The 22,916-nt window shown below is 29.3% G+C and carries 20 protein-coding genes; 13 read left to right on the top strand and 7 right to left on the bottom strand.

Going from position 1 to position 22,916, the window contains the following annotated elements; translation table 11 throughout:
* Nucleotides 1-73: 73 nt before the first annotated feature.
* Both recR and L3J60_RS08640 read left to right on the top strand, forming a co-directional pair.
* A complete protein-coding gene (gene recR, locus L3J60_RS08645; RefSeq protein WP_291975099.1) occupies nucleotides 74-685 on the top strand; it encodes a recombination mediator RecR in 612 nt (203 codons plus the stop codon).
* Between the two features lies 1 nt (nucleotide 686).
* Nucleotides 687-1,832, top strand: coding sequence for a glycosyltransferase family 2 protein (locus L3J60_RS08640; RefSeq protein ID WP_291975098.1), 1,146 nt, complete (start codon nucleotides 687-689; stop codon nucleotides 1,830-1,832).
* 729 nt (nucleotides 1,833-2,561) lie between these two features.
* On the opposite strand, the gene L3J60_RS08635 is transcribed toward L3J60_RS08640, so the two are convergent.
* From L3J60_RS08635 to L3J60_RS08610, 6 genes are all read right to left on the bottom strand, one after another.
* Nucleotides 2,562-4,619, bottom strand: coding sequence for an acetate--CoA ligase family protein (locus tag L3J60_RS08635; RefSeq protein ID WP_291975097.1), 2,058 nt, complete (start codon nucleotides 4,617-4,619; stop codon nucleotides 2,562-2,564).
* Nucleotides 4,620-4,629: 10 nt separating this feature from the next.
* Nucleotides 4,630-5,214, bottom strand: a complete 585-nt coding sequence (locus L3J60_RS08630) for an indolepyruvate oxidoreductase subunit beta (RefSeq protein WP_291975096.1) — start codon at nucleotides 5,212-5,214, stop codon at nucleotides 4,630-4,632.
* Between the two features lie 10 nt (nucleotides 5,215-5,224).
* The gene (locus L3J60_RS08625) at nucleotides 5,225-6,844 is read right to left on the bottom strand and encodes a thiamine pyrophosphate-dependent enzyme (RefSeq protein WP_291975095.1); all 1,620 of its coding nucleotides are present in this window, start codon (nucleotides 6,842-6,844) and stop codon (nucleotides 5,225-5,227) included.
* Between the two features lie 231 nt (nucleotides 6,845-7,075).
* Complete coding sequence (locus tag L3J60_RS08620) at nucleotides 7,076-7,627, bottom strand: CopD family protein (RefSeq protein WP_291975094.1); 552 nt, start codon at nucleotides 7,625-7,627, stop codon at nucleotides 7,076-7,078.
* Between the two features lie 2 nt (nucleotides 7,628-7,629).
* Nucleotides 7,630-8,649 carry a ferrochelatase gene (hemH, locus tag L3J60_RS08615; protein ID WP_291975093.1) on the bottom strand — a complete coding sequence of 340 codons (1,020 nt, stop codon included), beginning with the start codon at nucleotides 8,647-8,649 and terminating at the stop codon, nucleotides 7,630-7,632.
* Between the two features lie 2 nt (nucleotides 8,650-8,651).
* Nucleotides 8,652-9,545, bottom strand: a complete 894-nt coding sequence (locus L3J60_RS08610; RefSeq protein WP_291975092.1) for an AraC family transcriptional regulator — start codon at nucleotides 9,543-9,545, stop codon at nucleotides 8,652-8,654.
* A 255-nt stretch (nucleotides 9,546-9,800) separates the two neighbouring features.
* On the opposite strand from L3J60_RS08610, the gene hemA reads away from it, so the two are divergent.
* The 11 genes from hemA (at nucleotide 9,801) to nrfD (ending at nucleotide 21,426) form a co-directional block, all read left to right on the top strand.
* A complete protein-coding gene (gene hemA, locus L3J60_RS08605; protein ID WP_291975091.1) occupies nucleotides 9,801-11,081 on the top strand; it encodes a glutamyl-tRNA reductase in 1,281 nt (426 codons plus the stop codon).
* Complete coding sequence (gene hemC / locus L3J60_RS08600; RefSeq protein ID WP_291975090.1) at nucleotides 11,068-12,648, top strand: hydroxymethylbilane synthase; 1,581 nt, start codon at nucleotides 11,068-11,070, stop codon at nucleotides 12,646-12,648. The genes hemA and hemC overlap by 14 nt, the downstream gene beginning before the upstream one ends.
* Nucleotides 12,649-12,659: 11 nt before the next feature.
* A complete protein-coding gene (gene hemB, locus L3J60_RS08595; RefSeq protein WP_291975089.1) occupies nucleotides 12,660-13,625 on the top strand; it encodes a porphobilinogen synthase in 966 nt (321 codons plus the stop codon).
* 59 nt (nucleotides 13,626-13,684) lie between these two features.
* Nucleotides 13,685-14,977, top strand: coding sequence for a glutamate-1-semialdehyde 2,1-aminomutase (hemL, locus tag L3J60_RS08590; RefSeq protein WP_291975088.1), 1,293 nt, complete (start codon nucleotides 13,685-13,687; stop codon nucleotides 14,975-14,977).
* A 45-nt stretch (nucleotides 14,978-15,022) separates the two neighbouring features.
* Complete coding sequence (locus tag L3J60_RS08585) at nucleotides 15,023-15,376, top strand: four helix bundle protein (protein WP_291975087.1); 354 nt, start codon at nucleotides 15,023-15,025, stop codon at nucleotides 15,374-15,376.
* Between the two features lie 67 nt (nucleotides 15,377-15,443).
* Nucleotides 15,444-16,469, top strand: coding sequence for a uroporphyrinogen decarboxylase (gene hemE, locus L3J60_RS08580; RefSeq protein WP_291975086.1), 1,026 nt, complete (start codon nucleotides 15,444-15,446; stop codon nucleotides 16,467-16,469).
* Between the two features lie 286 nt (nucleotides 16,470-16,755).
* The gene (gene hemN / locus L3J60_RS08575; RefSeq protein ID WP_291975085.1) at nucleotides 16,756-18,114 is read left to right on the top strand and encodes an oxygen-independent coproporphyrinogen III oxidase; all 1,359 of its coding nucleotides are present in this window, start codon (nucleotides 16,756-16,758) and stop codon (nucleotides 18,112-18,114) included.
* Between the two features lie 641 nt (nucleotides 18,115-18,755).
* Complete coding sequence (locus L3J60_RS08570; RefSeq protein ID WP_291975084.1) at nucleotides 18,756-18,953, top strand: hypothetical protein; 198 nt, start codon at nucleotides 18,756-18,758, stop codon at nucleotides 18,951-18,953.
* 60 nt (nucleotides 18,954-19,013) lie between these two features.
* On the top strand, nucleotides 19,014-19,466 hold the full coding sequence (locus L3J60_RS08565) for a hypothetical protein (RefSeq protein WP_291975083.1): 453 nt from the start codon (nucleotides 19,014-19,016) through the stop codon (nucleotides 19,464-19,466).
* Nucleotides 19,448-20,227, top strand: a complete 780-nt coding sequence (locus L3J60_RS08560; RefSeq protein ID WP_291975082.1) for a 4Fe-4S dicluster domain-containing protein — start codon at nucleotides 19,448-19,450, stop codon at nucleotides 20,225-20,227. The genes L3J60_RS08565 and L3J60_RS08560 overlap by 19 nt, the downstream gene beginning before the upstream one ends.
* A 2-nt stretch (nucleotides 20,228-20,229) precedes the next feature.
* The gene (gene nrfD, locus L3J60_RS08555; protein WP_291975081.1) at nucleotides 20,230-21,426 is read left to right on the top strand and encodes an NrfD/PsrC family molybdoenzyme membrane anchor subunit; all 1,197 of its coding nucleotides are present in this window, start codon (nucleotides 20,230-20,232) and stop codon (nucleotides 21,424-21,426) included.
* Between the two features lie 181 nt (nucleotides 21,427-21,607).
* Here nrfD and ccsA read toward each other — a convergent pair.
* On the bottom strand, nucleotides 21,608-22,916 hold a 1,309-nt coding region (gene ccsA / locus L3J60_RS08550), incomplete at its 5' end, for a cytochrome c biogenesis protein CcsA (RefSeq protein ID WP_291975080.1).

Raw genomic sequence — 22,916 nt, 5'->3', positions numbered from 1 at the left:
AGCTATAAGTGTTTGATTTAACAAAGAAACTAAATTTATTGAGAATATCGTTTCATAATATTACATTTGCGGTATGAATTTTTCGTCTAAACTTTTAGAAAATGCAGTAAATGAAATAGCTCAGTTTCCAGGAATAGGAAAAAGAACTGCATTGCGATTGGTTTTGCACTTATTAAAACAACCAAAATCTCATACACATCAACTATCAAATTCACTTAATAATTTGGTAGATGATATTAAATTGTGTAAAAAGTGTCATAATATTTCAGATCATGAAGTTTGTGAAATTTGTCGTAATCCATCTAGAAATGAAGAAATAATTTGTGTTGTTGAAGATGTGCGTGATGTAATGGCTATTGAAAATACGGCTCAATTTAAAGGATTATATCATGTATTAGGCGGAAAAATTTCACCTATTGAAGGAATTGGACCTCAAAATTTAACCATTGATAGTTTAGTTGAAAAAGTAAAAAAAGGAGGAATAAAGGAAGTTATTTTTGCACTAAGTTCAACTATTGAAGGCGATACAACCAATTTTTACATCTTTAAACAATTAGAAAATTTTAAAGTAAAAACTTCAACAATTGCCAGAGGTATTTCTGTGGGGGATGAATTGGAATATGCTGATGAAATTACTTTAGGAAGAAGTATTATTAATAGAATTCCATTTGAAAACTCATTTTAAAATGGATATTTCAGTTGTTATTGTCAGTTATAATGTTCAGTACTTTTTAGAGCAATGCATTTTAAGTGTTAAATCTGCATCTACTAATTTAAATGTAGAAATAATTGTTGTGGATAACAATTCTACCGATGGAAGTTGTAACTTATTATTAAAAAAATATCCTGAAGTAGTTTTAATTCAAAACAAAAAAAATGTTGGTTTTTCAAAAGCCAATAATCAAGGTGTGGCTATTGCAAAAGGAAATTACGTTTTAATATTAAATCCAGATACCGTTTTAGCTGAAGATACTTTAGATAAAATTTTCAAATTTGCTAAAACAAAAACTAATTTAGGAGCATTAGGAGTAAAATTAATAGATGGTTCTGGAAATTTTTTACCAGAAAGTAAGCGTGGAATACCTACGCCTAAAGTTGCGTTTAACAAATTGTTTGCTATTTCAAGTAAGCACACAGGAAAATATTACGCAACGCATTTGACAGAAAATGAAAGCGGTGTAGTCGCTGTTTTAGTTGGATCTTTTATGTTTATGAAAAGAAGCATTTACAATGAAGTAAATGGTTTTGATACAGCTTATTTTATGTATGGTGAAGATATTGATTTGAGTTATAAAATTTTAAATAAAGGCTATCAAAATTACTATTTTGCAGAAACTACAATAATTCATTATAAAGGAGAAAGTACTAAAAAAGATACAAAGTATTTAAGATATTTTCATAATGCAATGAAAATATTTTATAATAAACACTTTAAACTAAATAAAGTCTATGACTTTTTAATGAGTTTTGGAATTGAATTTTGGTTTTTGCTAAAATGGTTTAAATTTAATTTTTCAACTTCAAAAATTAAATCAATAGCAACAGTTTTATATTTTGGGAGAAATAAAAAAATAAAGGATTTATTTAAAAATAATTCTTTATTTGTTTCAGAGAAATTGTTAAATCATTTTGATGCAATAAAAGAGAAAATTAAAGAAGATAAAATTGATGCTTTGATTTTTGATAATGAAATAACTTCTAATAAAATAATTATTAAGCATTTTGAAAAATTGAAAAATGAAAAAGTTTCTTTTAAAATTCATCCAAAAAACACTCAGTTTTTAATTGGAAGTGTCAACTCAAAAAATAGAGGAGAAATTGATTTGTTATAACTTAAATTAATAGTATGGATAACAACACGTCATTACGAAGTTTTGATAAAACTGAAGTAATCTGTGAAATTTTTAGTTTTATTCATGAGATTGCCACGGTTGTACCTCCCTCGCAATGACAAGTTCTATTTATGAGATTACTTCACTGCACCTGCCTACTGATAGGCTAGCTTAAATTAATAGTATGGATAACCAACACGTCATTACGAAGTTTTGATAAAAACTGAAGTAATCTGTGAAATTTTAGTTCTATTCATGAGATTGCCACGGTTGTACCTCCCTCGCAATGACAAGTTCTATTTATGAGATTACTTCACTGCACCTGCCTACTGGTAGGCTAGCTTAAATTAATAGTATGGATAACCAACACGTCATTACGAAGTTTTGATAAAACTGAAGTAATCTGTGAAATTTTTAGTTTTATTCATGAGATTGCCACGGTTGTACCGCCCTCGCAATGACAAGTTCTATTTATGAGATTACTTCACTGCACCTGCCTACTGACAGGCTAGCATAAATTGACAGTATGTATAACCAACACGTCATTACGAAGTTTTGATAAAAGCTGAAGTAATCTGTGAAATTTTATGATGTATTGTCATTCCTGCGTAGGCAGGAATCTATTTTAAAGATATTTTTTTATAAAGACCGATATAGATACCTGCCTACGCAGGTATGACAGTAATATTTTGTTTTAGAAGAATTATTAAATTTATGATAAATAATATTTTATTTCTCAATTCTAATTCTTGCATCAACCGCTACAATTTCTTCTGAATTTCCTAATAATGGATTTAAATCTAATTCTATAATTTCTGGAGCAACAGTAACTAAATTGGAAATTTTTGTAATTATTTCAGCAAACAAATCTTCATTAATTCCTTTTTGATTTCTAACACCTTGAATTATTTTATACGATTTTAAATTGTGAATCATTTCAGTAGCTTCTTTAAAGGATACTGGAGTTAAAGCAGCATTTACATCTTTTAAAACTTCAATAAAAATTCCGCCTAAACCGCACAATACTAAATGTCCAAAATCACCTTCTTTTTTAGCACCAATAAATAATTCAATTCCTTTTTTCATAGGTTGAATTAAAACGCCTTTTGCACCTTTAATTTTTATGATTTTATCAAAGGAAGTTTGTAGTTTTTCTAAAGTATTTATATTTAAAATAATTCCACCAACATCACTTTTATGAATTGGGCCTACAATTTTCATCACCACAGGAAAACTTATTTTCTCCATAGCTGTTTTGCATGTCTCAAAAGATGTACAAACAAACTCTGGCACCACAGGAATTTGAGCTGATTCTAAAATTTCTTTTACTTCTTTTGGAGCTAAATATCCGTTCGAAGAATTATTAATTATATTTCTAATTCCTATTTCATCAATATTTTTTGAAGCTAAAACCGTAGCATTTGTTGATAAATTAACCATAGTTTTGGCTAATGCATTTCCGAAAAGTACTTCATCAGGAAACATTACATTCCCTTTTTCAATAAAATAATCAATTTCTTTTTTAACATTTACAACAGATGGAAGTACTGGAAAAATAGGTTTTTTACAAGTCTTCATTTTTTCTGATAACACATCATAAACATCATAAACTTCAAATAGACCAGGACTACCAAAAATTACTACCATAGCATCAATTTCAGAAAACTCATTTTCGCAATAATCAATAATGGTTTCCAATTGTTTGGCGGTACCTGTTGCCAAAAAATCAATAGGATTTGAAACGGAAGAACCAACAAAAAGTTTTTCAAGCAATTCTTGACTTTTTTTTTCTTTAATTTCAGGAACTTTTAATCCGTTTTTTGATAAAGCATCGGTTAACATTACCGCAGGGCCACCAGCGTGAGTAATAATGGCAATATTTTTTCCTTCTAATTTAGGCAACATAAAAATAGAAGCAACCGTAATTAATTCATTTCTGCCATAACATCGTACAATTCCAGCTTTTTTAAATAATGCATCAACCGCAACATCAGAATTTGCTAACGCACCGGTATGAGAACTTGCAGCTCTACTTCCTGCAGAAGAACTTCCTGCTTTTATGGCTGCAATTTTACACCCTTTGTTAATTAATGAAGTTGCGTGTTTTAATAATTTTTTTGGGTTGCCAATACTTTCAATATATAATAATTTTACTTTTGAACTTTTGGTGGTGTCAAAGGTTTTATCTAAATGTTCTAATACTTCTTCTACGCCAATTTGAGCGGAATTTCCAACAGAATAAACGCTAGAAAAAGTTAAGCCACTTGCCATAGCAGCTTCAATAATAAAAACTGCAGTTGCACCAGAGCCAGAAATAAAATCGACTCCTTTGGCATGTAATTTAGGAATTGGCGTGGTAAAAACACCGGCATAATTCTGATTGATTAAACCAATATTATTTGGACCTAATAAGCTTCCGCCAACAGCATTTATTTCTGTTACAATTTGCTGTTCTAATTTTGCTCCTTCTTCATCTTTTTCACTAAATCCTGCAGAAAATATAATAAATCCTTTAGTGTTTTTTTGTTGTGTTAAAACTTTTACTGTTTGTAAGGTGAATTTTGCAGAAATAGCAATTATAGCTAAATCTACTTCTGGAATTTCAGCAATATTTTGATAACATTTTATGCCTTGTACTTTAGTTTCCTTAGGATTTACAGCAATAAGATTTCCTTTAAAATGATGGTTGATTAAATTTTTAAGAACGCTACCTCCTGGAGTTTGTATATTATTTGATGCTCCAACAACAGCAATACTTTTTGGTTCAATTAAGTTTTTGTGTAACATTTACAAGTGTTTATAAAACAAATTCAGTTGCTATTTCTTTTCCTTTGTCAAAAGCTTCAATATTTTTATTTACAATACGTTCTCCTTTGCGTACAAATAAAGTTTTTATTGCTTGCAACAAACTATCTTCACTTAAAGGAAGTTTTGAAGAAGCTGCACCTACTAATACAATATTGGTTGCTCTAGAATTTCCTAAATCTTTGGCTATTTTTTTAGCATCAATTAATATATGATTTGGATGCGATTTAATTTCATCATAAACCGTTTTTAATTCGGGATAATCTGCTATGTTTTCAAACGGATTGGAATCAGTTACTAAATATCCATCTTTTTTTAAATAAGGTAAATAGCGTAATAATTCCATAGGTTCAACGGAAATAATCATATCTGCTTTTCCAAGAGGAATTAAATCTGAAAAAATTTCTTTATCTGAAATACGAACGTGTGAATGAACAGCACCACCACGCTGACTCATGCCGTGAACTTCTGATTGTTTTAAGTATAAATTTGATGCAATAGCTGCGGTATCTAAAACTGCAGCAATTGTTAAAATCCCTTGTCCGCCAACGCCTGCTAATATTATATTTGTTTTCATCTTTTTAAATTTAGTTTAATGAAACGGATTTTATTGCTTTTAATTTGTCCTTTTTTTCTTTAGGAAGTTGTACACAAGGACGTTGTGAAATTATTACAGAAACGCCTTGATAATTTAATTCATTTCTAATTAAATCTACATTTTCTTCCATGTTTTTATGAAGTGGAGTTATAATTTTTAAATGATCTTCTTCAACACCAATTCCTTTACAAATAGAAATTAATCTACCTGTTGCTGATGAATCTTGAGCACCTGTCATTGCAATGGCAGAATTATCTGAAATAATAACCGTAATTGGTGTTTTTTCAATAACGGCATTTAATAAACCAGTCATTCCTGAATGTGTAAAAGTAGAATCTCCTATTACAGCAATTGAAGGATGAATTCCGGCATCCGCAGCACCTTTTGCCATAGTTATAGAAGCTCCCATTTCAATTAAAGCATTAATACTTTTGTAAGGAGCTAAAGCTCCTAAAGCATAACAACCAATATCACCAAATACTTGTTGACTTTGTTCTTCTTTTTTTAATTGATTTATAGCATCAAATAAATCTCGATGACCACAACCAACACATAATTCAGGTGGACGATTAGCAACTACTTTTGGTTTGCTTTCAGTAATTTCAATAGGTAAATTTAAGGCTTTTGCAATACTATCAGGATTTAATTCGCCAACTCTATTTACATCAAGGCTAAGTCTTCCAATTACGTTGCGTTTTTCTCCTAAAAAGTCGGAAATCATTTCTTCAATAAAAGGATAGCCTTCTTCTAAAACTAATATTTTTTCACAAGTATCAAATAAATATTTTACTTGTTTTTTGGGAAGTGGATATTGTGAAATTTTTAAAATAGGATATGGGCAAGTTTCATCTTCATAATTTTCCATCAAATAATTATATGCAATTCCTGAAGCAATAATTCCTATGGATTTATCTGTACCTTTAATTAATTTATTATAAATGCTATTTTCGGCATTTTTTTCTAGTTCAGGTTGAATAGCGACCAAGTTTTTATATAATCCTCTGGCATAAGCAGGAATTAATGAAAACTGAGTTGAATTTGTTGGAAGTTTAACTTTGTTTTGAGCTTTTTGAGTTTCGCTTATTTCTACACCTGATCTTGAATGTGATAACCGGGTTACCATTCGTAATAAAACAGGTAAACCAGTTTCTTCAGATAAATCAAAAGCATATTTAGTAATATCGTACGCTTCTTGTTGATTAGATGGTTCAAGAGTAGGGATCATAGCAAATTTGCCATAAAAGCGAGAATCTTGTTCGTTTTGTGAAGAGTGCATTGACGGATCATCGGCAACTACAACAACTAAACCACCGTTAATTCCTGAAATGGACATATTCATAAAAACATCGGCGGCAACATTTAATCCTACATGTTTCATTACTACCATAGCTCGTTTTCCTGCATACGACATTCCTAAGGCAGATTCCATGGCAGTTTTTTCATTCACTGACCATTTTGAGTGAATATTTAATGCTTTTGCAATTCTAGATTTTTGTATGTATTCTGTTATTTCTGTTGAGGGAGTTCCTGGATAAGCATAAACACCTGATAATCCTGCATCAATCGCTCCTTGTGCTAATGCTTCATTTCCTAATAATAATTTTTTCATAAAATTACATTTAAATATGAATAATATTTGTGACTGTAAAATTAAGAATAGGAAATGGATTTTAAAATGACTTTAATCATTTAGTAATCTCTAATACATTGATATTTAGATTATTGTATGTTTAATATATTATTGATGTTTTTAAACATGCTGTAGTAACTTAGCTATAAGTTATGAATAGTTTATATATTAATAATCAAATATTTATAAATATGATAAAAAACTAAAAAATTATTTTGTTTCCCAATTTTTTTTGTTTCTAACGGATTTGTATAATTTAATTCCTAACATTAGTAAAATAGAAACACCAACAATTCCAATAACGCCAAAAACCCAACCCAAAGCATCTTTTAAAACAACTAAAAAAACACAAGCAAATAGAATTATGGTTGCAACTTCATTCCAAATTCGTAAACTAAAAGAAGAATATTTTAAATATCCTTTACTAGTTTGATTGTACATAATTTGGCACGACCAATGATATGCAAAAAGTAAGGCTACAAATCCTAGTTTTATAATCATCCAATTGGTTTGCAACCAGGCAGGATTTAAAATTAGTAACCAAACGGCAAAAAAAGTAGCTAAAATTGCGGAAGGCCAAGTTATCATATACCAAAGCCTTTTAATCATTAGTTGGTATTGTTTTATTAGAATTTGTTTTTCAGTTTCAGGTTTTTCTTCCGCTTCTTTAAAATAGATAAATAAACGAATGATATAGAAAAGTCCTGCAAACCAAGTAGTTATAAAAATAATATGTAATGATTTGATATATAAATATTCCATAATTAAGAAATGTTAGTCCAATTTGTAATCCAGTTTACTAAAGTATTTACCCAGTCATCATTATCATTTAAGCACGGAATTGTGGTGAACTTTTCTCCACCATTTTCTAAAAATGATTTTTTTGCTTCCATTCCAATTTCTTCCAACGTTTCTAAACAATCAGAAACAAAAGCAGGAGTTACTACTGCTAAATTCTTTATACCTTTTTTAGCATAATCTTCAATAGTGTCACTGGTATAAGGTTGTAACCAAGGGTCTCGTCCTAAGCGAGATTGGAAAGAAGTGCTATAAGTTCCATCGTTTAAATTTAATGTTTTGGCAACTAACCTAGTGGTTTCATAACATTGATGCCGATAACAAAATTCATGAGATGGCGATGAGGTTTTGCAGCAACTTCCATCAATTTTACAATGTGATTTTGTGATATCAGATTTTTTAATGTGCCTTTCAGGAACTCCATGATAAGAAAAAAGTAAATGTTGAGGTTGTACTTTATCAATTTCTTGCTGAATGCTGTTGCTTAATACTTTTATATAATCCTTTTTATTATAAAATGCAGGATAAGTTTCTAGTTTAATTAAAGGATAATCTTTTTTGATGATTTTTTTTGCTAAAACAGTAATGGTTTCAGTAGTTGCCATTGCAAATTGTGGATATAACGGAATTAACAAAATTTCAGTTACTCCTTTTTTTACTAAATCATCAATTCCTTTTTTAATAGATGGATTGCCATATCGCATGGCTAATTCCACTGGGATTTTTGATGATTTTGCTACTTTTTCATGTAATCTTTTGGATAACACAATTAAAGGAGAACCTTCTTCCCACCAAATTTTTTTATAAGCAGCGGCAGACTTTTTTGGGCGAGTATTTAAAATAATTCCTTTTACTAATAACGTTCTCCAAATTAAAGGAATATCAATAACACGTTTATCCATTAAAAATTCACCTAAATATTTTTTTACATCTTTAGTTGAGGTACTATCTGGAGATCCAAGATTTACTAATAATACTCCTTTCATAATTATGATTTTGAGTATTTTTTAGGCGTAATTCCAAATTTTCTCTTGAAAGCAGCAATAAAATGACTTGATGTGCTATAGCCTAATTGTAGTGCTATTTCATTAACGTTGTATTTATTTTCAACTAATAAATTTTTTGCCAAATCCATTTTGTAATTCAATAAGAAAGTAAAAACAGGAGATCCATAAAAGTCTTTAAAATCAGATTTTAATTTTTTGATGTTTAGCCCAACTTGTTTTGCCAATTCATTTAAAGATGGTGGATTATTCATGTTTTCAATTACAATTTGTTTTGCTTCTTTAATTTTACTTATGGTTTCCTCGCTAGAAATATAAGGGCAGCTTTCAGTATTTGAATTTTCGGTTGTACTATAATAATAACTTAATAATTCATAAATTTTACCTTTTATGTATATAGGCCGAAGTTTTTCATGAATATATTTTGTGGTTAATTGTTTTAAAATCAATTTAATAGTTGGGCTAATTTCTTTAGGTTCAATAATGGGTTTATTGGAGTTAAAACTTGAAAAATTAATTAAGTAATTGCCTTCATTTGAAAATAAAGAATGAAAATATTCTAGAGAAATAAGAAAACAAATTAACTCTGATTTTGGTGCTAAATCAAATAACACATTCATTTCATTATCTTTAAAATAAACCATATAGGAGTCAGTATCTTTTAAGTTTATGGCACAATGTTCCATATTAAAAGCAACTGTGCAAAGCTGTTTTAAACAGAAATAAAGTTGAATGTAATTATCATTTAATTTTATTTTAAATAATTCATTTTCAGTAGCTAAATTATTAAAATGAAGCACTTTAAATTTGCCTTTTTCGTTTAAAATGCAATGAGTACTTTTATCGATGTTTTTATATTTATTAAGATTGAACTTCATAAACTATTTTTAGTTAAAAATAAATTAACTCTGCAAATGTAAGTATAAATTTTAGTTTCAAAAAAAATGAAGTTTATAATAAAAATGATAATATTCACATAGAAGAAGATATATAAATACTGATTTTAATCATTTTTTGTTTTAAAAAATAGTTGGTACTTGCATAGCAGAAAATCAAGTATAACTTATAACGACAATAAAAGTACTTTTACCGACGTTTTGTAAAAAAAGTAAATTGTACTTTTGTCGATATTTATGGATAACAACCTTATGAATCAAGAAAATACAGCAACTAAATTATACAACGTTGGTATAAGCTATAAAAAAGCCGATGTTAAAGTTAGAGGAACTTTTAGTATTTCCAAAGAAAATCAAATTTTATTATTAGAAGAGGCAAAGCAAAAAGGCATAGATGGCATTTTTGTTTTATCTACTTGCAATAGAACAGAAATTACGGGTTTTGCTAAACATCCTTTTGAACTAATTAGCTTATTAATTAAATATTCTAATGGAAGTGTGGAATCTTTTATTTCGGTTTCCAACGTATTTAAAAATAAAGATGCTGTTAGTCATTTATTTAGAATAGGAACTGGTTTAGAAAGTCAAATTTTAGGAGATTATGAAATAGTTGGTCAACTAAAAACCGCTTATAAACAGGCAAAAGATTTAGGAACTACAAATGCTTATTTAGAACGATTAATGAACTTGGTTTTACAAGCAAGTAAAGATGTGAAAAATCACACAAAATTAAGTTCAGGGACTACTTCCGTTGCTTATGCTGCAATTCAATATATTATTGAACATGTTGAAAATTATAATCAAAAGAACATATTAATTTATGGTTTAGGTAAAATTGGGCAAAACACCATTAAAAATATTTTAGAATATACGGATAACAAAAATGTAACGGTTATAAATCGCACGCAAGAAAAAGCAGCTCAATTTGCATCTGAATATCACGGGATTGATGTAGCTGATTTCAATAATCTAGCAAATGAAATTGATAAGGCAGATATACTAATTGTTTCTACAGGTTCAAATGAACCTACGGTAACAGTTAATCAGTTAAAAAATGATAATCCAAAATTAGTAATTGATTTATCCATTCCTTCAAATGTAGAAATAGCAGTTAAAAAATTAGAAAACATTACTTTAATTAACGTTGACGAATTATCTAAAATTACAGATAAAACACTTCAAATTAGAGAAAGTGAAATTCCACATACTGAAAAAATCATAAAAAGATATAAAGAGGAATTTAATGAATGGATAGCAATTAGAAAATATGTTCCTGCCGTTAATGCATTAAAAGAATCGCTTAAAATAATTCAGCATAATGAAATTGATTTTCATTCCAGAAAAATAAAAGAGTTTAATATTGAACATGCCGAATTAATTACTTCACGTATGATTCAAAAAATAACTACACAATTTATAAAACATTTGAAAGACGAAAATACTTCAGTTGATCAAAGTATTGAAGTTATAAGTAAAATGTTTCACATAAATGAATTAAGTATACATGAAGATAATTAGAATTGGAACTCGTTCCAGTCAACTAGCAATGTGGCAAGCCAACACTGTTGCACAACAATTAGAACATTTTGGGCATAAAACAGAAATAATTAAAATTGATTCTATTGGTGATATGGTTTTAGACAAACCATTATATGAATTGGGAATTGTTGGCGTTTTTACTAAAAATTTAGATACGGCATTATTAAATGATAAAATTGATATATCGGTTAATTCATTTAAAGATGTTCCTACCAAGTTGCCAGAAGGCATTGTACAAGCGGCAGTTTTAAAAAGAGGCAATTTTAACGATATTTTGGTGCTAAAAAAGGATGAAAATTTCTTTGCAAACCCAACTGCCCTTATTGCCACAGGAAGTTTACGCAGAAAAGCACAATGGCTACATCGCTATCCAAATCATACCATTACAGGTTTACGAGGTAATGTAAATACACGTTTAAAAAAGTTAGCTGAAAACAATTGGGATGGAGCAATTTTTGCTGCTGCAGGATTAAGACGCTTAAATATTTTACCTGAAAATCATATGAAATTAGATTGGATGGTTCCAGCTCCGGCACAAGGAGTAGTAATGATTGCAGCTTTAGAAAAAAATGAAGAAATTCTTGAAATTTTAAAAGAAATTAATGATGAAGAAACTGAAAAATGTGCAACTATTGAACGTCGTTTTTTAGAAGTTCTGGAAGGTGGTTGTACTGCTCCAATAGGGGCTTTGGCTGTTTTACGGGATGATATGATTAAATTTAAAGGCGTTTTATTTAGTCCGGACGGAGAAAATAAAATTGAATTCTTTAAAGAAGTTGAAGCCAATAATGTTAGTGATTTAGGCGAGTATGCTGCTAATTATGTTTTAGAACGTGGCGGTAAAAAACTGATGCGTCAAATGGAAGTATTAGAAAAAGAAATTCAGATTTTTTCAACTAAAACTTTATCTGTAGAGCAAACAAAAGAACTAAATTCTAATATTGGAATTTCGATGAGCGATTTTATCACCATCAGAAATAATAGATTTAAAAAAATAGTTATAAAAAAGCCTATTGAAAATGTAATAATTACCAGTCAAAATGGGGTAGAAGCTTTATTGTACAATTTTTCAAAAATAGAATTAAATTTTAAAAATATTTATTGCGTTGGTCGAAGAACAAAACGTTTAATTGAAAAGAAGATAGGTAAAGTAGCTCATTCTAAAAATTCTGCTGAAAAACTTGCTAATTATTTAGTTGAAAATTTAAAAGTAAAAGAAATTACCTTTTTTTGTGGAGACAAACGTAGAGAAGATTTGCCAACTATTTTAAATAAAAATAATATTGAACTTAATGAAGTAGTGTGTTATCAAACCGTTTTAACACCTAAAAAAGTTGAAGATAAATACAAAGGAATTTTATTTTATAGTCCTTCAGGAATTAAAAGTTATTTGCAAAAAAACACAGCAGATTCCAAAATTGCTTTTTGCATTGGAGAAACTACTGCCAATGAAGCGAAAAAACATTTTAATAGTGTAGAAGTTTCATCAATTTTCACGGTAGAAGGAGTATTAAAATTGGTAAATAATTATTTTAAAAAATCATAAAATTATAAATCATGTTTAGAACAAGGCGCTTACGTAAAACAGAAAATATTCGTCGATTAGTTAGAGAAAATAAACTTTCTATAGATGATTTAATTTATCCATTATTTATAGAAGAAGGAGAAAATATTGAAACTGAAATAGTTTCTATGCCAGGAATAAAAAGATGGTCTTTAGATAAAGTTTCCAAAGAATTGGATGAGGTTGTTGCCTTAAATATACCAGCAGTTTTATTATTTGGTATTCCAACTGAAAAAGATGAAGAAGGTTCAGAAACTTGGAATGATAATGGAATAATGCAACAAGCAGTTCGTTTTATTAAAAAGAATCATCCAAGTTTATACGTAATTACCGATGTTTGTTTTTGTGAATATACCAGTCACGGACATTGCGGAATTATACATGATAACGATGTTGATAATGATGCAACTTTACCAAATATAGCAAAACAAGTTATTTCTCATGCAAAAGCAGGCGTTGATATGGTTGCTCCGTCAGGTATGATGGATGGTATGGTACAAACTATTCGTGAAGCTTTAGATAATACAGGTTTTCCTAATTTACCAATTATGTCGTATGCCGTAAAATATTCATCCGCATTTTACGGCCCATTTAGAGATGCAGCAGATTCTGCTCCAACATTTGGAGATAGAAGAACGTATCAAATGGATCCCGCAAATAGAGATGAAGCCTTACGCGAAGCTACTTTTGATGACCAAGAAGGTGCAGATATTTTAATGGTAAAACCAGCATTGTCTTATTTAGATATTATTAGAGATGTAAAAAATAATTTTGATCGGCCAGTGGCAACTTATAATGTAAGTGGAGAATATGCAATGGTTAAAGCTGCGGCTCAAAAAGGTTGGATTGATGAAGAACGAGTAATGATGGAAAGTTTACTTTCTATGAAAAGAGCAGGAGCCGACATCATTATAACTTACTTTGCAAAAGATGTTGCTAAAGTTTTAAGTAGAAAATAGAAGTAATTTTGATTCTTTTTAATTGAATTAAAAGGAGATCTAAATAAAAAAACTAAAAAATGAAATTAGAAAAGTCGCTTGAATTATACACTAGAGGTAAAAGACATTTGGTTGGAGCAGTAAATTCTCCGGTTAGAGCTTTTAAATCTGTTGGAGGAATTCCGTTATTTATTGACCACGCAAAAGGAAGCAAAATATACGATGTTGATGATAATGAATATGTAGATATGGTATTATCTTATGGTCCAATGATTTTAGGTCATAGAAATTACTACGTTGAAAAAACGATTAAAAAATATTTAAAAAACGGCTATACTTTTGGAGCTTCAACCAAAGGTGAAATTATTTTAGCTGAAATGGTTTGCGAAGCTTTTCCTGGAATGGATAAAGTTAGGTTTGTAAATTCAGGTACCGAGGCTGTTTTAAGTGCAATTCGTTTGGCACGAGCTTTTACTGGAAAAGATAAAATTATAAAATTTGCAGGTTGTTACCACGGACATTCTGATGCTTTGTTAGTAGCTGCAGGCTCTGGTTTAGCAACGTTAAGTATTCCTGGTAGTAAAGGAGTTCCAAATGATGCAGTAAAAAACACCTTAATTGCCGAATATAATAATATAGATTCTGTAGAGCAACATTTAAGATATAATAATGATGTGGCGGCTATTATTATAGAGCCTATTGCAGGTAATATGGGAGTTGTTTTACCAAACAAACAATTTATTAAAGAATTAAAAGAACTAACTAAAGATAGTGGTATTTTATTAATTATTGATGAAGTAATGACTGGTTTTAGATCTCAATTTGGTGGAGCTCAAGAATTATTGGGTATTGAAGCAGATATTACCTGTTTGGGTAAAGTTGTTGGTGGAGGTTTTCCAGTAGGAGCTTATGGTGCTCGAGATGAAATTATGGAAATGGTTTCTCCATTAGGTGATATGTATCAAGCAGGAACTTTATCTGGTAATCCAATTGCAATGGCAAGTGGAATAGCCACTTTAAAAGAATTAAAAAAACAAAATCCTTATGAGGCTTTCAATAAAACGGCTTCTTTTTTAAAACGAGAACTAAAAAGGGCCGCTAAAGAAAATGGAGTTGATCTTCAGGTTAACCGATTTGGTTCTATGTTAAATGCATTTTTTACTAAAGAAAAAGTAGTTGATTTTAAAACGGCACAAACTAGCGATACTGAAAAATTTAAAACATTCTTCTGGAAAATGATTGAGAACGGAGTATTTTTACCACCATCTCAATTTGAATCTTGGTTTTTAAGTACTGCAATGAGTAAAAGAGATATTTACAAAGTAAGATCAGCCATACAAATAGCAATGAAAGCAGTTGCGGATAAAAGTTAAATAGTATCTGGTATCTAGTATTAGGTATTTATAAAATATAAAAATGTGCATAATTTTAAGGAACTAAATTGTTGGCAAGAAGCAAAAGATTTTAGTGTGATTGTTTATAAGATTACATCAAATTTTCCACCTTCTGAAATTTATGGAATAACATCTCAGATTAAAAGATCGGCTATTTCAATACCTTCAAACATTGCTGAAGGAGCTGGAAGAAATACAAATAAAGATTTTTCTAGATTTATAGCAATTGCTTTAGGTTCCTCTTTTGAATTAGAAACACAATTTATAATAGCTTCTGAATTAAATTTTATTGCTGAAGAAGATGTTGAAGAATTAATTTTAAGATTAAATAAAATCCAAAAAATGCTCGTGAATTTTCAAAAGCATTTAAATAAATAAAAAAGTTTGTATCGGTAATTTATTAAGTACCAACTACTAGATACCAACTACCAAATACGATAATAAAATGATTAAAAACGATTTATTTTTAAAAGCCTTAAAGGGTGAAACGGTAAGTCGTCCACCAGTATGGATGATGCGTCAGGCAGGAAGGTTTTTACCTGAATTTAGAGCTTTGAGAGAAAAATATGATTTTTTTACGCGTTGTAGAACTCCCGAATTAGCTTCTGAAATTACCGTACAACCTTATCGAAGATTTGGCATGGATGCAGCCATCATATTCTCAGATATTCTGGTAGTTCCGCAGGCTATGAACATAAATTTTGAAATGAGACCTAATGTTGGTCCTTGGTTAGAAAATCCTATTCGCTCTCTAAAAGATGTTGAACAAGTAATTGTTCCAGAAATAAATGAAACTTTAGGTTATGTAATGGATGCCATTAAATTAGCCAAAGAAAAATTAAATAATGAAGTTCCTCTAATTGGTTTTGCAGGTTCACCTTGGACTATTTTGTGCTATTGTGTGCAAGGGCAAGGTTCTAAAACTTTTGATAAAGCAAAAGAATTTTGTTTTACTCAACCTATTGCAGCACATACATTATTACAAAAAATAACCGATACAACTATTGCTTATTTAAAAGAGAAAGTAAAAGCAGGAGTTGATGCAGTTCAAATATTTGATTCTTGGGGAGGAATGTTATCTCCTGTAGATTATCAAGAGTTTTCTTGGAAATATATCAATCAGATTATTGAAGCATTAAAAGATGATGCTCCAGTAATAGCTTTTGGAAAAGGATGTTGGTTTGCTTTAGAAAAAATGGCAAATTCAAATGTCTCAGCTTTAGGAGTAGATTGGACAATTACTCCTAAAATGGCAAGAAAATTAATAGGAAATAAGATTACTTTACAAGGTAATTTAGATCCTACCCGATTATTATCTCCACCAAAAGAAATTAAAAAGTTAGTTGCTAAAATGATTGATGATTTTGGAAAAGATAAATATATTGTAAATTTAGGACACGGAATTTTACCATATACTCCATTAGATAATGCGAAGGCGTTTATTGAAGCCGTTCAAGAATATAAAAATTAGATTAATAGATTTGAGTATTGAGTAATGAGAATTATTAAAATAAAATTTCGTCAATTCGAGTGAATTTTAGCCTTTTTAGGCTTAAAATTAGTATCGAGAATAGGTTTTTTAGTTAGAGACAATTGTTCTCAATATCATTTTTTATCAAAAAATTATATGCCTTGCTGTCAGGCAGGCTCGAACTGACGTAACAGTAAGTTTAAAAAGTTAAAATGAACAATGAGTTTATTTAAGTTTTTATTCATGAATTCTCAATTATAAAATCTTAATACTAAATACTTGAAAAATGAAAAACTTAATTCAAAAATATAATATTCCAGGACCAAGATATACGAGTTATCCAACCGTTCCTTTTTGGGACAAAGAAGGAATTGCATCAGACGACTGGAAGAATTCTGTAAAAAAATCTTTTATTGAAAGTAATGATAAAGAAGGCATAAGTTTATATATTCATCTTCCATTTTGTGAGAGTTTATGTACGTTTTGTGCTTGTCATAAAAAAATTACTACTCGGCATGAAGTAGAACAACCTTATATAGAAACCGTTTTAAAAGAATGGAATTTATATTGCAATCTTTTAGTGGAAAGACCAAAAATTAGAGAAATCCATTTAGGAGGAGGTACTCCTACTTTTTTTTCATCTGAAAATTTAAAAAAACTAATTAATGGAATTTTTAAAAGGGCAGATAAATTCAAAATTTTTGATTTTAGTTATGAAGGTCATCCAAACCACACCACAAAGGAACAATTACAAACACTTTTTGATTTAGGTTCTCGAAGAAATAGCTTTGGTATTCAAGATTACGACCCAAAAGTTCAAAAAGCAATTCATAGAGTTCAAAGCTTTGAACAAGTAAAACTTGTTAATGATTGGTCAAGAGAAATAGGATATGAATCTATTAGTCACGATTTAATTTTTGGTTTACCTTTTCAAACAGAAAAGAGCATTAGAAATACTATAAAAAATACCATAGCTTTAAAACCAGATAGAATTGCCTATTATAGTTATGCTCATGTTCCTTGGATAAAAGGAGTAGGGCAACGAGGATTTGAAGATACCGATTTACCTCATGATTCAGAAAAACGCTATCTGTATGAATTAGGAAAACAATTATTTTTTGATAATGGTTATGTAGAAGTTGGAATGGATCATTTTGCACTACCAACCGATTCGTTATATAAAGCTATGGAATCTAAAAAATTACATCGTAATTTTATGGGTTATACTGCGGGTAAAACAGAACTAATGATTGGTTTAGGGATGTCATCTATTAGCGATTCCTGGTATGCATTTGCTCAAAATGAAAAAGATGTTGATGATTATACTGAACGAATAAATAAAGGAGAATTACCTATTTTTAGAGGTCACTTATTAACAGATACCGATTTAATAATAAGAAAGCATATTTTAAATTTAATGTGCAATTTAGAAACTACTTGGAATGTAGGTTTAAGTGAATCTCAAAAAGAAGGAATTGTAGAAAGGTTGCAAGAAATTATTGCGGATAATTTAGTTGAAGTTACCAATGAAAAAGTGGTTGTAAAAGAAGAAGGAAGAAAATTTGTTAGAAATATTTGTATGGCTTTTGATTTGCGTTTGGTTGAAAATAAACCAGATACCCGTATTTTTTCAATGACCATTTAAATCAGTTTATATTAAATGAAATTAAAAACCCAAAACGAGTTTGCTCGTTTGGGTTTTTTAGATTTTATGAAAGTAACTAAGTTTAAAATCGTAATTAATGTGCTAATAATGATGTCTTATTTAAATCTGAATATCTTTCAATGAGCATTTAAGCATGAATGAGAGAGAAATAATTACTAAATAGCATACAATTTTAAATTAGGTTGAAACTTCATATACCATTTTTATTTCAATTAAAAAAGGCCTTTAATAACTGAAATGTTATTACAATAATTCTACAAAAAATAGCTTAACTACCCAAATAATCTTATGTAAGATGGCATTATTTATAAAATTATTTTAAAAAAAAGTGTGATAGAATTTTACATCTAAAATAATTACTTTTTATGTTATTATTTTTTATTTTCTTGTAAATATCTGTAAATGTGACAAATATCATATAAAATATTTTTATTTTTAGTAATTTGGATTCGAATAAATCTTTAATATAAGATTAATTATTTATACTTTATACAAAGTATTGACGGTTATATAGGAAACAATGAAGGTTTTCTATAATATTATACCCCCTTTTCTATTTGGCTGTAATTTAGTTTTGATAGACTTTTTTACAGTTGTTCTTTTACTTCAATAAATTTATTATGAATAAAAAAAACCTAAAGACTATTTCAACATTTTTAATTATTTTGATTTCGATAGTTTTATTTGTTGCTTTTATCTATATAGAAGCTATGGACGGAAAAGTTACTCCAGCCTTTATAGGAATTCTTTTTGCTATTATTCCAGCTTTAAGTATCAATGCAATATGGAACCGTAAAGTTAAAAAGAAAATTAAATAACTATATCAAGCAATACAATTAATGATATTTAACTTTTTTAGTTTAAAAATCTAAAACCATATGCCAAAAGTAATTTTTCGTTTATTCTCCACATTTGTTGTATTTGTAGGTGTTTTTATTTTAATCCAGCAGTATTTAAAACCTGATTCATTCGGTAAATATGGACATTATCGCGCCAATGCTATTAATGATGCAAAATTGATTCCATTACAGTATAAGGGTGAAAAAGAATGCATTACCTGTCATCAAGACATTTATGATTTAAAATACTCAGATTTGCATGATGCAGTTTCCTGTGAAAGTTGTCATATTCCAAAAATACTAGCAACTGATGCTTGTAAAACAAACCCTCCTAAAGTTGAAGGAAGTAACGAATTTTGTGGTCAATGTCATGCTATTAATGCAGGTCGTTTAAAAAAAGGGCCTCCACAATTAGATTTTAAAGATCATTATGAAAAACAAAATTGTATTGATTGTCATAATTCACACGCACCATGGGAACTGAAAAAATAAAAGAAAATAGAAGGAAATTTTTCAAATCATCTGTTGCTTTATTAGGCGGAACGTTATTGTACTCATTGTTAAAGCCTTTTGAATTGATTGCACAAAATAAAGAAGGTGCAGTTAAAGAAGATAAAGCGAATGATACTTTATGGGGTATGGGTGTTGATATAGAAACTTGTATTGGTTGTGGTAAATGTGCCGAAGCATGTAAAGTAGAAAATAATGTTCCAAAAGAACCTTTTTATTTTAGAACTTGGGTTGAACAATATACCGTTAAAAATAACGGTAAAGTTAAAATTGAATCTCCAAATGGAGGTATTGGTGGATTAAAACAGTCTGTTCCAGATAAAGATATTTTTAAATCGTTTATGGTTCCAAAATTATGTAATCACTGTACCAATGCTCCATGTGTACAAGCTTGCCCTGTTGGTGCTACTTTTATAAGTCCTGATGGTGTGGTTTTAGTTGATGCAACGTATTGTATTGGATGTAGTTATTGTATTCAGGCTTGTCCTTACGGTGCTCGTTTTATGAATCCAGTTACAAAAGTAGCAGATAAATGCACTTTCTGCTACCATAGAATTACCAAAGGTTTGAAACCTGCCTGCGTTGAAGTTTGCCCAACAAATGCACGTATATTTGGAAATTTAAGAGACAGAAAAAGTAATTTGGTTAAATTTTTACAAAAAAAACAAACGGAAGTATTAAAACCTCATTTAAATACACATCCAAAAGTGTTTTATAACGGGCTAAGTTCAGAAGTTAAATAATTATGGAAGAGCATTTTCAACATTTATATCAGGCACTATCTCATGTAGATGGGTATATTTACCCAAATGAAATAGATTTACATTGGGGTTTAATGATTGTTTTGTATCCTTATATTACGGGATTAGTAGCGGGAGCTTTTATTTTAGCTTCTTTAGAACGTGTTTTTAATGTTAAAGTATTGAAACCTACTTACGGTTTGGCATTGCTAACCGCATTAGCGTTTTTATTAGTTGCAACATTACCGTTAGTAAGCCATTTACAACATCCTTTAAGGTCGTATGAAATATTTATGACTCCTAATCCTACTTCCGCCATGGCTATTTTTGGTTTTGTTTATTTATGGTATTTGATGGTGGTTTTACTGTTAGAAATTTGGTTTGATTACCGTTTAGATTTTGTTATTTGGTCAAAAAAGAGTACTGGATTTAAAAAATATTTTTACAAAATAATAACACTTGGGATTAATGATACTGATGAAAAATCAGCAAAATTAGATGATAAATTAGGTTATTTTATCACTGTTTTAGGTATACCTTCAGCATTTTTATTGCATGGCTATGTAGGTTTTATTTTTGGGTCAATTAAAGCCAATCCGTGGTGGTCATCAGTGTTAATGCCAGTAATATTTCTTTTTTCGGCAATGGTCTCAGGAATAGCCTTGGTAATGGTTATTTATATGGTGGTAAGTTGGGTACGAAAAGTTAAAATTGAAATGCCTGTTTTAGATACCATTGCTAGATATTTACTCTATATTTTAATTATTGATTTTACGCTTGAATCATTAGACCAAGTTCATCGTATATATGAGGCAGAAGAATCCTTTGATATTATTAAAGTACTGGTTGGGGGTAAATTAAATATTACTTTAATTTATATGCAAGTTCTACTTGGTACAATAATACCTCTGTTTACTATAGGTTTTTTTCAAGTATATAAGCCTTCTGAAAAAATTAGAAAAACTTGTTACTTTTTAGTTGGTATTATGGTGTTAATAGGAATTTTCTTTATGCGATGGAATGTTGTTATTGGAGGACAATTATTTTCAAAAAGTTTAAGCGGGTTCACCTCATTTAATGCTGTTTACTCGGGATTGGAAGGTTATTTTATGGCAGCTGTTTGGTTAATTTTACCACTGTTAATTTTAGCTTTTTTATTATGGTTAATGCCTCCTTGGAAAAAAGTATCATTTCAAGGTTAATTAGCTCATAAAAATTTGTCAACTTGGATAATAGTATAATTTGATGGTGTTTTATAAGTTTTAAGCATCGTATTTTTCACAATGTTTTCAAAAGATAACTATAATATAAAACATTATTTTTTTTATCTATTAATAAATTCATTAGTAAAATAAATGTTAATTCATAAATTAATTGTTTAAACTAAATTTTAGAATTTTTATTTAAATTATTTTTAAATCCAGCTGCAACAATCAGAGTTAAAATAGAAATTATAACAATCCAAGCCCATACAGGGAATACAGGAGTATCACCACTTGCGTAACTATGCATTCCTTTAGATAAGTAATAATTTACACCAAAAAACGTCATAAGCACACTTGCAAAACTAACAACGGCACCTACGTTAAAAATATATAAGCTCTTCATTTTTGGTACTAATCTAAAATGTAAAATAATTGAGTAGGTTATCACAATTACTAAAGCCCAAGTTTCTTTGGCATCCCACCCCCAATATCTACCCCAAGACTCATTAGCCCAAATTCCCCCAAGGAAAGTTCCAATTGTTGCTAAGAAAAGTCCAACTGTTAAATTCATTTCATTGATATGTGTTAATTCGGCAATTATCAAGTCAATTTTTTTATAATTTTTAACATTTTTAATAAGAAATAATGTTAAGTTCATCAATCCTAAAATAAAGCCTAAACCTAAAAAACCATAACTAATGGTAAGAGTGGCAACATGAATGATTAGCCAATATGATTTAAGTACTGGCTGTAAATTTGTTAATTGAGGGTCGTAACTACTGTGACTGGCAGTCATTAAGGTAAAAAAGGCTAATAAAACGGTTGCAGCTAGTGTAATTTTAGAATAACGCACAAAACTAAATCCAGCTAATAAACTACCCCAGGCAATTAAAATTAATGCTTCATATCCATTGCTCCAAGGAGCATGACCAGATAGGTACCACCTAAGTCCCATTCCATAAGTGTGATATATAAATGCAATGGCTAAAATTCCAATAAATACATTCAATGTTGTAGTTAATATTTTACTTTTCTTAGATTTTAAATTATCTATAAAAGCAAGAACTAGTAAAATAACACTTAATAAGGCATATATATCTTTTAAGTTGATAAATATTTTTGATTTAGTATAACTAATTTCTTTATCTATCTTGGATTCAGAGGGTAATAAGTCTGCTGCACTACTTTGTTTTTGAATATTTTTAAGGTAGCCTAGTATCCTATTTGGCCTAGAGTAATCACCAGATCTTGTTGCATTAAACACATCTGTTAAATAAAGCATCATTAAATTTTTATAGTTGAACTCCTTTAAATTTAAATCTTGATTTAATGCTTTTATTGCCCCTGTGAGAGGTGTAGTGGCAAGAGGATCATTCCATTGAATCCATTTATTATTTGAAGAATTTTGTAATGGAAATATTTTTAGTAAATTTCCTTGAAATGCCATCATAAAAATTTCTACACGTTCATTCACTTTGATAATTTCT

The sequence above is a fragment of the Lutibacter sp. genome, from assembly GCF_021647475.1.
Lineage (GTDB): Bacteria > Bacteroidota > Bacteroidia > Flavobacteriales > Flavobacteriaceae > Lutibacter.
Note: the sequence above shows the minus strand (reverse complement) of the source record. Positions and strands in the feature narration are given on the sequence as shown.